Annotated in this window: 12 protein-coding genes; 4 read left to right on the forward strand and 8 right to left on the reverse strand. The window is 71.9% G+C overall.

The genetic code is table 11. The annotated features are described in order from the left end of the window. Positions 1 to 184: 184 nt before the first annotated feature. The gene (locus tag FHS39_RS08670; protein WP_184347978.1) at positions 185 to 847 is read right to left on the reverse strand and encodes a biliverdin-producing heme oxygenase; all 663 of its coding nucleotides are present in this window, start codon (positions 845 to 847) and stop codon (positions 185 to 187) included. A 134-nt stretch (positions 848 to 981) separates the two neighbouring features. Then, positions 982 to 1,839, reverse strand: a complete 858-nt coding sequence (map, locus tag FHS39_RS08675; RefSeq protein WP_184347980.1) for a type I methionyl aminopeptidase — start codon at positions 1,837 to 1,839, stop codon at positions 982 to 984. A gap of 67 nt (positions 1,840 to 1,906) precedes the next feature. On the opposite strand from map, the gene FHS39_RS08680 reads away from it, so the two are divergent. Beyond that, the gene (locus FHS39_RS08680) at positions 1,907 to 2,131 is read left to right on the forward strand and encodes a hypothetical protein (RefSeq protein WP_184347983.1); all 225 of its coding nucleotides are present in this window, start codon (positions 1,907 to 1,909) and stop codon (positions 2,129 to 2,131) included. 99 nt (positions 2,132 to 2,230) lie between these two features. Here the strand turns inward: FHS39_RS08680 and FHS39_RS08685 are convergent, their stop codons facing one another. Together FHS39_RS08685 and FHS39_RS08690 are read right to left on the reverse strand one after the other, a co-directional pair. Further along, positions 2,231 to 3,562, reverse strand: coding sequence for an MFS transporter (locus FHS39_RS08685; RefSeq protein WP_184347985.1), 1,332 nt, complete (start codon positions 3,560 to 3,562; stop codon positions 2,231 to 2,233). 99 nt (positions 3,563 to 3,661) lie between these two features. Then, a complete protein-coding gene (locus FHS39_RS08690; RefSeq protein ID WP_184347987.1) occupies positions 3,662 to 4,276 on the reverse strand; it encodes a hypothetical protein in 615 nt (204 codons plus the stop codon). 135 nt (positions 4,277 to 4,411) lie between these two features. On the opposite strand from FHS39_RS08690, the gene npdG reads away from it, so the two are divergent. Both npdG and FHS39_RS08700 read left to right on the forward strand, forming a co-directional pair. Beyond that, positions 4,412 to 5,116: an NADPH-dependent F420 reductase gene (npdG, locus tag FHS39_RS08695; RefSeq protein WP_184347989.1), complete on the forward strand. Its 705-nt coding sequence runs from the start codon at positions 4,412 to 4,414 to the stop codon at positions 5,114 to 5,116. 87 nt (positions 5,117 to 5,203) lie between these two features. Further along, the gene (locus tag FHS39_RS08700; RefSeq protein WP_045933322.1) at positions 5,204 to 5,398 is read left to right on the forward strand and encodes a hypothetical protein; all 195 of its coding nucleotides are present in this window, start codon (positions 5,204 to 5,206) and stop codon (positions 5,396 to 5,398) included. Here FHS39_RS08700 and FHS39_RS08705 read toward each other — a convergent pair. Further along, the gene (locus tag FHS39_RS08705) at positions 5,391 to 6,188 is read right to left on the reverse strand and encodes a site-2 protease family protein (protein WP_045933323.1); all 798 of its coding nucleotides are present in this window, start codon (positions 6,186 to 6,188) and stop codon (positions 5,391 to 5,393) included. The two genes, FHS39_RS08700 and FHS39_RS08705, sit on opposite strands and share 8 nt — an antisense overlap. A 116-nt stretch (positions 6,189 to 6,304) precedes the next feature. Here FHS39_RS08705 and FHS39_RS08710 point away from each other — a divergent pair, with 116 nt between their 5' ends. Further along, on the forward strand, positions 6,305 to 9,733 hold the full coding sequence (locus tag FHS39_RS08710; protein WP_184347991.1) for a BTAD domain-containing putative transcriptional regulator: 3,429 nt from the start codon (positions 6,305 to 6,307) through the stop codon (positions 9,731 to 9,733). A 20-nt stretch (positions 9,734 to 9,753) separates the two neighbouring features. Here FHS39_RS08710 and FHS39_RS08715 read toward each other — a convergent pair whose 3' ends face one another. From FHS39_RS08715 to panB, 3 genes are all read right to left on the reverse strand, one after another. Then, on the reverse strand, positions 9,754 to 10,578 hold the full coding sequence (locus tag FHS39_RS08715) for an ABC transporter permease (RefSeq protein WP_184347994.1): 825 nt from the start codon (positions 10,576 to 10,578) through the stop codon (positions 9,754 to 9,756). Then, positions 10,575 to 11,594, reverse strand: a complete 1,020-nt coding sequence (locus FHS39_RS08720) for an ATP-binding cassette domain-containing protein (protein WP_184348002.1) — start codon at positions 11,592 to 11,594, stop codon at positions 10,575 to 10,577. The genes FHS39_RS08715 and FHS39_RS08720 overlap by 4 nt, the downstream gene beginning before the upstream one ends. An 85-nt stretch (positions 11,595 to 11,679) precedes the next feature. After that, positions 11,680 to 12,549, reverse strand: coding sequence for a 3-methyl-2-oxobutanoate hydroxymethyltransferase (gene panB, locus FHS39_RS08725; RefSeq protein WP_184348004.1), 870 nt, complete (start codon positions 12,547 to 12,549; stop codon positions 11,680 to 11,682). Positions 12,550 to 12,695: the final 146 nt, after the last annotated feature.

Raw genomic sequence — 12,695 nt, forward strand, 5'->3', positions numbered from 1 at the left:
GGGCATGGCCGAAAGGCATGGCCGAATTAGGCCGCCCTAACTTATCTGAGGCTTGCCTATCCTGTTCCCCGATCGGCGCGTGATTCTGCTCTCACGGGGCAAAATCTCGCCTCTCCCGTACCGCCGTCACCAAGGGCTCTTCCGTGCGCGGAAGATCAATTACTTCGCCGTGCCGCCGTCGTGGCTACGCGCTCAGCGGAAATTCCTGCCCCAACTCCCCGAAAACCGCCGTGTTCAGTGCGAAGGCGCGCCGGCACTCCTCCACCACCCGCTGCTTCTCCAGCTCGTCGACGGGCAGGGCGTCCAGCAGCTCCCGGTACTCCCGCTTGAAGGCGGCGGGATTGCCGATGCCGTCGAAGACGTAGAAGCGGACGCCGTCGCCCTTGCGCTCGAAGCCCCAGGTCTTCTCGGCCGTGCCGCGGATGATCTGGCCGCCGGAGAGGTCGCCCAGATAGCGCGTGTAGTGATGGGCGACGTAACCGGCGGGCCAGGCGCGGGTGCACTCCTCGATGCGGGCGGCGTAGGCCGCCGTCGAGGGCAGGGGGCGCAGCTCGGCACGCCAGCCGGAGCCGCCCAAGTGGGCCAGATCGCGCTCCAGATGGGCCGTGCGGGCCAGCTCGGGCCGTATGAACGGGCCCGCGACGGGATCGGCCGAGAGTGCCTGCGAGGCGGACTCCAGGGCGCGGTAGACGAACCAGAGCTGCTCCGTGTACCGGCGGTAGGCGGCGACTCCGAGGCGGCCGCCGAGCATGTCGCTCATGAACGACGAGTTCTCGGCTTCCGTGTGCTGCTCGTGCGAGGCGGTGCGGATCAGCGTGGAGAACGGGGTCGTGGCGGACGCGTCCAAAGCGGGCCTCCGGTGGCCGTGGGGGCGGGAGCCGATCTCTCTGCTCAGGTTTGCCTGAGCCAACCCTTTCCCGACGGGCTGTCGGCAAAAACCTTAGCGCCCGCCCCACGGTTCCGCAGGCCTTGTGGAAGCTTCTACGGCAGCGTCAGGATCTCCGCACCGCTCTCGGTCACCACCAGCGTGTGCTCGAACTGCGCCGTCCGCCTGCGGTCCTTCGTGACGACCGTCCAGCCGTCCTCCCACATGTCGTACTCGTGGGTGCCCAGCGTCAGCATCGGCTCGATCGTGAACGTCATGCCCGGCTGGATGAGGGTGTCGTGGTGCGGGCTGTCGTAGTGCGGGACGATCAGGCCGGAGTGGAAGGAGGAGTTGATGCCGTGGCCGGTGAAGTCGCGGACGACGCCGTAGCCGAAGCGCTTGGCATACGACTCGATGACCCGGCCGATGACGTTGATCCGGCGCCCCGGCTTGACCGCCTTGATCGCCCGGTTCAGCGCCTCGCGCGTGCGCTCGACCAGCAGCCGCGACTCCTCGTCCACCTCGCCGCAGAGGTAGGTGGCGTTGTTGTCGCCGTGCACGCCGCCGATGTAGGCGGTGACGTCGAGGTTCACGATGTCGCCGTCGCGCAGCACGGTCGAGTCGGGGATGCCGTGGCAGATGACCTCGTTCACGGACGAGCACAGCGACTTGGGGAAGCCGCGGTAGCCGAGGGTCGAGGGGTAGGCGCCGTGGTCGCACATGTACTCGTGGGCGACGCGGTCCAGCTCGTCCGTCGTCACGCCCGGGGCGATGTGCTTGGCTGCCTCCTGCATCGCCCGTGCGGCGATGCCGCCCGCGATCCGCATCCGCTCGATCGTCTCGGCGTCCTGGACCTCGGGACCGGTGTACGGGGTGGGGGCGTCCTTGCCGACGTACTCGGGCCGCATGATCGGGGCGGGGACGGGGCGGGCGGGAGAGAGTCTCCCGGGGACAAGAAGCGACTGGCCAGACATGTCTGCGAGTGTAGCCAGCGCTCATCGGGGACCATGTGGGCGAGAGCGCGATGTGAGGGAGACCCCGATGGCACTGTTCAAGCGGCGGCCGGCCGGCAAACCCGGCGAGTGGTACTACTGCCTGGTCCACCACGCGGTCGAGGAGGGCCCCCAGTGCCGCGCCGCCGACCGCATGGGCCCGTACGGCACGCGCGAGGAGGCCGCCCACGCGATGGAGACGTCCCGCGAGCGCAACGAGGAATGGCGCAACGATCCGCGCTGGCGCGACGAGGGCAACGAGACGTCGGGCTGAGGTCGTCAAACGCCGGACGGGCTGAGAAATCAGCCCGTCCGGCGTTTGACGACCGGGGTCCGGGGCGGAGCCCCGATCACACGGACGGCGCGGCAGGAATCACGCCGCCTCAGCCACCGCCGCCGCCCCCCGCGCCCTGCGCATCCGTACCGCGTGCTCGTCCGTCCGCTGGTCGTAAGACATCAGCTTCGGCAAGGCCGTCGCCAGCAGGCCCACCGAGGCCAGGCAGGCCAGGCCGCCCGTCCACACCGAGGCGCGCACGTTCGTGAAGGCGGCCATGCCGCCCGCGCGGACCTGGCCCAGCTGCGGGCCCACGGAGTAGGAGAGGAGCTCGATCCCCGCGAGGCGGCCGCGCAGCTCGTCCGGGATCGTCTGGTCCCACATGGCCGAGCGGAACAGGCCGCTCACCATGTCGCAGCCGCCCGCGACCGCCAGGAAGAACAGCACCAGCCAGACGTTGTGCATCCGGCCCGCCATCGTCATCGCCAGGCCCCAGCCCGCCGCCGCGAAGACCACCATCCGGCCGTGCCTGTGTATGCGTGGCACCCAGCCGCTGGTCAGGCTCACCACCAGGGAGCCGACCGCGCCCGCCGCGTACATCAGGCCCAGCGCCCAGGGCGCGTGCAGATCGTCGGCGAGGAAGGGAAAGATCGCATTGGGGAAGGCGAAGAACATCGCCGCCAGGTCGATGGCGTACGTCCCCAGCAGCTCCTTGCGGCCCCACGCGTAGCGGGCGCCTTCCAGGATGCCGCGCAGCGACGGCTTTCCGGCGTCGTGGGAGGCGGGGGAGGGGGAGATGCCCGTGATCAGGCCCACCGAGACGACGAAGGTGACGACGTCCAGGATGTAGGCCCACTGCAGGCCGGTGAAGGCTATGATCACGCCCGCCAGCGAGGGGCCCGCGATGGCGCCCAGCTGCCAGCGCATGGAGTTCAGGGTGATGGCGGCGGGCAGCTGCTCGTGCGGGACGATCCTCGGCACGATCGACTGCATCGCCGGCCGCTGGAGCCCCGTACACGCGCTGACCAGCGCGGCCACCACGTACAGCGGCCAGACCATCGGGTGCGGAAGCACCGTGTTGAGCAGCAGGATGCCGGTCAGGACGCCGAGCCCCGCCTCGGTCCACAGGATGAGCTTGCGGCGGTCGAGGGCGTCGGCGAGGGCGCCGCCGTACAGGCCGCAGACGATCAGGGGGACGAGCTCGACCGCGCCGATCGCGCCGACCGCGAGGGTGGAGCCGGTCAGCTCCTTGAGCTGGAGCGGGAGGGCGACGAAGGTCAGGAAGCTGCCGAAGACGGTCACCAGGCCGGCCAGCCATATCCGGCGGAAGTCGCGGGAGGAGCGCCAGGGCGTGAGGTCGGGCAGCAGCGCGCGCAGGCGCCGGGGGGAGGCGGGGGAGGGGGGACGGGGAGGGTGATCGTGTTCGGTCACGGGTGACCATGGTGGGTGGCTCTGCGGGTCAGAGCAAACGTTTTTTCTGAGCTGCGCCCTCCGTAGTCGGAGGCGGATTCCATAGCTGTTCACGTTCCCTCACCAGCGGTTCGGGGGTGGTGCGGTCAGCTGGTCCGCGAGCCGGGAGAGCCGGTCGCGGAAGCGGCGGCCGCGCTGGGCGGGCAGGCCGTTCTCCCCGGCGGCGGCGCTGACCAGGTGCTGGACGGTGTCGAGGTCGAGCTCCGCGGAGGAGGGCACGGACAGCGCGTCGTGGGCGAGCGAGCGCATTTCGGAGCCCGCGCCGCCGTCGGCGCCGCCGTCCAGCGCGAATATCGTCGCGCCGCCGCGGCGGGCGTCGTGCACCCGCTCCAGCAGGCCCTCGCCGGGCAGGTCGTCCGCCACCACCAGCAAGGTCTCCCCGCGCCGGGCCGCCTCCAGCCGGCCGAGCCCCACCGACAGGTGCGCCGGGGCGCCGGCCGGCACCTGGTGCCGGATGAGCGTGGGGGAGAGCTCCGGCAGTCCGGACCAGGCCGCCTCCTCGTCCAGGTGCGCGGCCAGGTGCCAGGGCTCGTACGCCGCCGTGCCGACGAGCAGCAGGCCTCCGCCGTGTGCCCCGACCGAGCTGCGCAGCGACCCCGCGAAACGACGCGTGGACTGCAACCAGTCCGTTCCGGCGAGCACTTCACGCAGCAGCGCAACCCGTACGGCGTCCATGGCTCAAAATCCTGCCGCAAAGTCCGCGCCCGAAAACCGAGTTGCCCTCCCCCTCACCCGATCGGACGCCCCTGGCCGGAACCCCTGGTCCAAGGCCCCTGGGGCACGGGAGAAGGGCGTGACAGTATCGCTGTCATGACTACTTCTGAGGATGTGAAGAAGGCACCCGCAAAGGACCCTTGGGACCTTCCGGATGTATCCGGACTTGTGGTCGGTGTGCTCGGTGGCACCGGCGATCAGGGCCGGGGTCTCGCCTACCGGCTGGCCAAGGCGGGGCAGCGCGTGATCATCGGATCCCGCGCCGCCGGGCGGGCCCGCACCGCCGCCGATGAGCTGGGCCTGGGCATTGAGGGCGCCGACAACGCCGAGTGCGCCCGGCGCAGCGACATCGTGATCGTCGCGGTGCCGTGGGAGGGTCACGGCAAGACGCTGGAGGGGCTGCGCGAGGAGCTCGCGGGCAAGCTCGTCGTCGACTGCGTCAACCCGCTCGGCTTCGACAAGCAGGGCGCGTACGCACTGAAGCCGGAAGAGGGCAGCGCCGCGCAGCAGGCCGCGGCCCTGCTGCCCGAGTCGCGGGTGACCGCGGCCTTCCACCACCTGTCCGCCGTGCTGCTCTCCGACCCGGAGATCGCGGAGATCGACACCGATGTGATGGTGCTGGGCGACAAGCGCGCCGACACCGACATCGTGCAGGCGCTGGCCGCGCGGATCCCCGGGATGCGCGGCGTCTTCGCGGGCCGGCTGCGCAATGCCCACCAGGTGGAGTCGCTGGTCGCCAACCTGATCTCCGTCAACCGCCGGTACAAGGCGCACGCGGGCCTGCGCGTCACCGACGTGTAGGTGCGGCGGGGGCGTGGGGGACAATGACCGGGATCGTACGCACATGCGCCCCGGACGCGGGGCCCGGACCCGACAGGAGCCGCCCCCATGCCCCGCCTCGCCCTCTACGCCATCGCCGTCTGCGCCCTCGCGCTCGCCGCGGCCGTCGTCTCCTTCGCACGCGGCAGCTTTCTCGGCGTGATCTGGATCCTGCTCGTCGGCGTCTCGTCCAACATCGCGTGGTACTACGTGCGCAAGCAGAAGAACGACCGGGCTGCCGAGCAGGGCGCTTCCGCTAGCTGACCGGGCCTATGGGGGGCGGCGTCCCCTCCCAGAAGCGGAACAGCTGCTGGCCCTGGAAGGTGTCCAGCGGGTGCACGCCCAGGGCGTCCAGCACCGAGTCGATGGCGTCGAAGAAGGCGTGGTTCACCGCGTCGATCCGCAGGATGCCGAAGACGGCCAGTATTCCGATCAGTGCGAACGGCTCCACCTGGCGGCGGATGTGGAAGGGCAGCCAGGGCTCGATCACGCCGTAGCCGTCCAGGCCCGGCACCGGCAGGAAGTTCAGCACCGCTGCGGTCACCTGCAGCAGCGCCAGGAAGGCCAGCGCGAAGCGGAAGTTCTCCGGCACGCCGTCCATCGCGCCCAGCCAGAACGGCGCGGTGACCACGACGGCGAACAGGGCGTTCGTCAGCGGGCCCGCCGCGGACACCAGGCTCTGCTTCCAGCGGCTGCGGATGCGGTCGCGTTCGATGAAGACCGCGCCACCGGGCAGGCCGATGCCGCCCATGATCACGAAGACCAGCGGGAGCACGATGCTCAGCAGCGCGTGCGTGTACTTCAGCGGGTCCAGGGTGAGGTAGCCCTTGGCGCCGACCGAGATGTCGCCGCCGTGCAGGGCGGTGCGGGCGTGCGCGTACTCGTGGAGGCACAGCGAGACGACCCAGCCCGACACGACGAACAGGAACACGGCAAAGCCGGGGCTCGCCGAAAAGCCTGTCCACACCGCCCAGATGGAGACCGCCATGACGGCGACGAGGGCGAGGAAGACGGGGCTGACGCGCCGTTCGCCGCGGGTCGCGTGGGGTGACATTCTGATGTGCTCCTGTGGACGGTGGGACAGCGGATATACCGGGTGACGGTACTTGGTCATGGCCGGGGTGCTGAAGCCGGTGGCCCGCGCCGGGCGGGCGCGGGGGAGAATGGGGCGTGCGCTACGGCATCCTCGGCTCCACCCAGGCCCTTTCCGACGACGGCCGGCCCCTGGCCCTCGGCGGTGCCCGGCTGCGCGCGCTGCTGGCCGCGCTCGCCCTGCGCCCGGGGCGGACCCGGTCCGCGGAGGCGCTGATCGACGCGGTCTGGGACGGCGAGCCGCCCGCCGATGCGACGGGCGCCCTGCAGGCGCTGGTCGGACGGCTGCGGCGGGCGATCGGGCACGAGGCGGTGGAGTCCGTCGTGGGCGGCTACCGGCTGTGCGCCGAGCCCGACGACGTCGACCTGCACCGCTTCGAGCGGCTCGCGGACGAGGGGGAGCGGGCGCTTGGGGACGGCGACCCCGCCAAGGCCGTGGTCCTGCTGGACGACGCCCTCGCACTGTGGCGGGGCCCTGCCCTCGCCGACCTCCCCGGCATCCCCGCCTCGGCGGCCCGCTACGAGGGCCGCCGCCTGGCCGCGCGCCGCGCCCGCCTGGCCACCGCCGTCGCCCTGGGCCACGCGGCCCAGACCCTCCCCGATCTGGCCGAGCTCTGCGCGGACCACCCCTTGGACGAGCCGCTGCAGGCCCTCCACCTGCGCGCCCTGCGCGCCGCGGGCCGCCCGGCGGAGGCGCTGGCGGCCTACGAATCCGTCCGCGCGACGCTGGCGGACCATCTGGGCACGGACCCGGGCCCGGAACTGCGCGCCCTGCATGCGGAACTGCTGTCCTCTCAGGACGCGGAGGCGGGTCTGGGCGCGTACGGAGCCGTCGCGCCGGCGGGGGCCGGCGGAGCCACACCCGAGCCGTCCGCGCCCGGTGGTGCGGTGCCGTCCGCGGCCGGCACCGCACCCGACGCCGCAGCGCGCACCGAGCCGCCCGCGGCGGTCGGCAAAGCTCCCATGCCCCGCGGCAATCTGCGGGCCCGGCTTACCTCGTTCGTCGGGCGGCAGGACGATCTCGCGCTGATACGCGAGGATCTCGCGGCGCACCGGCTGGTGACGCTGCTCGGGCCCGGTGGGGCCGGGAAGACGCGGCTGTCGCAGGAGGCCGCGGAGGCGGCCGTGGCCGTCTCGGCGGCGTGGCCGGACGGCGTGTGGCTGGCCGAGCTCGCGCCCGTGGACGATCCCGCGACCGTGCCGGAGGCCGTGCTGACCGCGCTCGGGGCGCGGGAGACCGTGGTGCGCGGCAGCGCCGCGGAGGGGCTGCGGGCCGCCACCGACGCCGCCGCGCTCGACCCCCTGGCCCGCCTCGCCGAGCACTGCACGGCGCGCCGCATGCTGCTCGTACTCGACAACTGCGAGCACGTCGTGGACGCCGCCGCCCGCCTCGCCGAGACGCTCCTCGCCCACTGCCCCGGCGTCACCGTGCTCGCCACCAGCCGCGAACCCCTCGCCGTGCCCGGCGAGTTGGTGCGGCCCGTCGAGCCGCTGCCCGACCCCGTCGCGCTGCGGCTGCTCGCCGACCGCGGCGCGGCCGCCCGGCCGGGGTTCCGCGTGGACGACGACCTCGACGCCTGCGCCGAGATCTGCCACCGCCTGGACGGGCTGCCCCTCGCCATCGAGCTGGCCGCGGCCCGGCTGCGGCTGCTCACACCGCGCGGCATCGCCGACCGCCTGGACGACCGCTTCCGGCTGCTGACCTCCGGCAGCCGCACCGTCCTGCCCCGCCAGCAGACCCTGCGCGCGGTCGTCGACTGGTCGTGGGACCTGCTCGATGCGCCCGAACGGGCCCTGCTGCGTCGCCTGTCCGTCTTCTCGGGCGGCTGCGACCTCGCGGCCGCCGAGGAGGTGTGCGCGGACGGCGCGGACGTGGAGTCGCGGGACGTCGCCGTGCTCCTCGGCTCGCTGGTCGACAAGTCCCTCGTGGTCGCCGCGCCGGCCGACGGCGGCCAGATGCGCTACCGGCTGCTGGAGACCGTCGGCGAATATGCGGGCGAGCGGCTGGACGAGGCCGGCGAGCGGGTCGTCACCGAACGCAGGCACCTGGTCTTCTACCGCGAGCTGGCCCGTACCGCCGACCCTCTGCTGCGCGGGCCCGAACAGCGCCGCTGGCTCGACCGGTTGGAGCTCGAACACGACAACCTCCGCTCCGCCCTGCGGCACGCCGTCACCGCCCGGGACGAGCAGGAGGCCCTGTGCCTGGTGCTGTCGCTGGGCTGGTTCTGGCAGTTGCGGGACCACCGCAGCGACGGCTACACCTGGACCCAGGCTGCCGCCGCGCTCGGCCCGGACCCCTTCGCCGAGCCCGTGAAACCCGCGCCGCCGCTGTACGTGTCGTGCACCGAGGCGCCGCCGCCCATGCCGCCGGACCTGTTCGAGGAGGCGCGGCGCGGCGTGCAGCTGCTCGCGCTCGCCTACATGGATCCCGACATGCGGATGGCCTCCGACCCCGCCGTACAGCGCAGGCTGCACGGCATCGTCGCCGCCTACGGCGAGGGCCAGCCGCAGAACTGCCGGGTGCCGGGCATGATGTGGTTCTTCGCGCAGCTGATGACCGGCGCCATCGACGACGTCTACCGGCTCGTGGACAGCGCCGTGGAGCGCTGCCGCCGCCTCGGCTACGCCTGGGAGCTGGCCAACTCCCTGCAACTGCGCGCCAAGCTGATCAACGACAGCGCGCACCGGGCGGGCCAGGGCTTCGAGGACGCCGACGAGAGCCTGGAGATTTTTCGCAGGCTCGGCGACTCCTGGGGCATCGCGGAGGCGCTGGCGAGCCGCGGCGAGGCGCGCGAGCGCATCGGCCGGTACGCCGCCGCGGCCGAGGACTACCGCGAGGCCATCGAGTGCGTCCGCGAGCTCGGCTCGACCGGGCAGGTGCCGTTGTTGCGCGCCCGCCTCGTCGAAGCGATGCGGGAGCAGGGCGACCTCGACGACGAGGAGGGCGAACGCATCCTGCGCGAGGCGCTCGCGGACACCGAGCGCTTCAACCCCGAAGCCACCACCTTCACCCGCCTCCAGCTGGCCATCCAGATCGCCCGCCGGGGCCGCAGGGCGGAGGCGCGGCGGCTGCTGGAACGGATGGCGGAGGAGTACGACGGCCGCACCCTCCCGCTCTTCGAAGCCATGATCATCGGGGTGCTGGCCTGGGTCGAGAACCAGGACGGGCGCCCGGCCGCGGCCCTGCCCCTGGTGCGCAGCGCCATCGGCAAGAGCGACGGTCCGCTCGTGGGGCTGGTCGCCCCGCAGATGCGGACGATCTATCTGCTGACCGGCGCCCATGCGCACGCCCTGCTGGGCGGCGAGGAGGACGCGCTGATCGCGGCCCGGCTGCTGGGTGCGAGCAAGGCCCTGCGGCCCCCCGGCCTTCACGTGCCCTCGATGGAGCGCAAGAGCCGCGAGGAGACCGAGGAGCGCGCGAGGGCGGTGCTCGGCGCGCAGGCGTACGAGCGGGCGCACGCCGAAGGCGGCCGGCTCTCTCTGGAGGAGGCCGCCGCCCTCGTCTGACGCGAAGCGGACCGCGGACCTCAGGTCTTCTTGCGGAACTTCGCGACCGCCAGCGGCGCCGTCACGATCGTGATCCCGGCCGACCAGGCGAGGGTCACCCACACCGAGTGCGCCACCGGCCCGCCGTTGATCAGGTTGCGGGAGGCGTCGGCGAGGTTGGAGAGCGGGTTGTAGGAGGTGAAGGACTCCAGCCAGCCGGGCATCTTGGTGGTCGGGGCGAAGATCGAGCTGCCAAATTGCAGCGGCATCATGACGAGCATGGCCACCCCCTGAACGGCCTGTGCGGTCTTCATGGTGAGCCCGAGCAGGATGAATATCCACATCAGCGAGGCGCCGAAGGTCAGGCCGAGGGCCACCGCCGCAAGCAGGTGGAACACCGAGGTGCTGACGCTCAGCCCCAGCGCGAAGCCCATGCCCAGCAGGATCGAGGTCGCCACGAGCATCCGGCCGATCTCGACGACGATCTTCGCTATGAGGACGGAGGACCGGGCTATCGGCATGGTGCGGAAGCGGTCCATCACCCCCTTCTTGAAATCGTCGTTGATGCCGGTGCCGACGGCCATGGCGATGTTGAGGCCCATCATCGCCATCAGGCCGGGGACCAGGTAGTTGACGTACTCCTTCTCGTGGCCCTTGCCCGCGATCGAGCCGCCGAAGACGTAGGTGAACAGCAGGATGAAGATGACCGGCATCAGCAGGGCGTCGAACATCGACTCCGGATCCGCCTTGATCTGGAGCAGATTGCGGCGCGCGAGCGCGCCGATGTGCCGGAGATTGGCCCGCAGGCCGATCCGGCCCTCGCGGACGGGCGTCGTTGCGGGCGCGCTTACGGTGGCGGCGCTCATGCCGCGACCTCCTGGAGTTCGGGGGTGTCCTGCGCCGCGGTGGCGGAGGCCTTCTGACCGGTGACGGCCAGGAAGACCTCGTCGAGGCTGGGCAGATGGGTGCTGATGCCGGCCAGGGCGAAGCCGTGCTCGCCCAGCAGGGCGACGACGGCGGTCAGTTGGGCATCGCTGACGATGGGGACGTTGACCACGCCCCCCGCCTCGTCGGCGGTGGCGCCCGCGATCCCGTCCAGCCCGGCGCGGGTCACCGCGTCGGCCAGGCGCAGCAGCTCGGCCGGGTCCGCCGGGCGGATCTGCAGGGTGCGGCCGCCGATCTTGGCCTTGAGCTCCTCGACCCGGCCACCGGCGATCACCCGGCCGCGGTCGATGACCGTCAGCTCGTCGGCGAGCTGTTCGGCCTCCTCCATGTACTGCGTGGTGAGCAGGACGGTCGTGCCCTCGCCGACCATCCGCCGCACCTCGGCCCACACCTCGTTGCGCGTGCGGGGGTCGAGGCCCGTGGTGGGCTCGTCCAGGTAGAGCACGGAGGGCCGGCCGATCATGGAGGCGGCCAGGTCGAGCCGGCGGCGCATGCCGCCGGAGTACTGGGCGGCGGGCCGCTTGGCGGCCTCGGTGAGCGAGAAGCGCTCCAGCATCTCGGCCGCCCGCCGCCGGGCGTCCTTGCGGGAGAGATCGAGCAGTCGCCCGATCATGTACAGGTTCTCGAAACCTGCGAGCTTCTCGTCGACCGAGGCGTACTGCCCGGTCAGGCCGATCCTGCGGCGCAGCTCTCGGGGCTGGGTCAGGACGTCGCAGCCGGCGACGCGGGCGGAGCCCGCGTCGGGCCGGATCAGCGTGGACAGGACTCTGACCAGAGTGGTCTTGCCCGCGCCATTGGGGCCGAGCACGCCGAGGACGGTGCCCTCGCGTACGTCGAGGTCGACCCCGTCCAGGGCCTTGGTCTCGCCGAAGTGCTTGACCAGGCCCCGGACTTCGACGGCGTTTCCGTCGCTTCGGGGGATGTCGTTTCGCGTCATGGGACAACCGTGCCAGTGCCCACTGACAGCGGACCGACAAGCCTCCGACAGATCTCCGACAGAGCGCCGACGGGGGGAAGAGCTCCTAGTGGAAGGAGTGCTCCTCCGCCGGGTACGCCGCCCCGACGACGTCCTCGGCGAAGGCCTTCGCCGCCCCGCCGAGGGCCTCGCGCAGCTGCGCGTACTGCTTGACGAAGCGCGGCACCCGGCCGGCCGTCATGCCTGCCATGTCCGTCCACACCAGCACCTGCGCGTCGCACTCGACGCCCGCGCCGATGCCGACGGTGGGGATGTGCAGGATGCGGGTGACCTCGGCGGCCAGCTCCGCCGGCACCAGCTCCAGCACGACGGCGAAGGCGCCCGCGTCCTGGACGGCCTTGGCGTCGCGCAGCAGCTGCTGCGCGGCCTCCTCGCCGCGGCCCTGCACCGGGTAGCCGCCGTAGGCGTTGACGGACTGCGGAGTGAGGCCGACGTGCGCCATGACCGGTATGCCGGCCTGGACCAGCAGCTCGATCTGGTGGGCCGAGCGCTCGCCGCCCTCCAGCTTGACCGCGCCGACGCCCGCCTCCTTCACCAGCCGGGTGGCGTTGCGCAGCGCCTGCACTGCGCCTTCCTGGTACGAGCCGAAGGGCAGGTCGCCGACGATCAGGGCGCGCTTGGTGCCCCGTACGACGGCGGCCGAGAGGAGGGTGATCTCGTCCATGGTGACGGGCACCGTGGACTCGTAGCCGAGGTGACAGTTGCCCATGGAGTCGCCCACGAGCAGGACGGGGATGCCGGCCTCGTCGAAGACGGAGGCGGTCATCGCGTCGTAGGCGGTGAGCATGGGCCACTTCTCGCCGCGCTCCTTGGCGGCGGCGATGTCACGGACGGTGATGCGACGGGAACTCGTGCCTCCGTACAGCGCCTTGCTGTTGGCACGGCTGCTGTCGGGGGATTTCAAGGCATGCGTCATTGCCGTGGCTCCTGTTTGTCGTCTCGAGGCGCCCTGACGGCGTCCCCGGATCGTCTCCATGCTGACATGCCGTCCCGGGGACCGGAAGGGACCCTGTGCCGCAAAGACTTTCCAATACGAGACGGGCTCGTATCGAAATGGGCGTA

The organism is Streptomyces olivoverticillatus, assembly GCF_014203555.1.
GTDB lineage: Bacteria > Actinomycetota > Actinomycetes > Streptomycetales > Streptomycetaceae > Streptomyces > Streptomyces olivoverticillatus.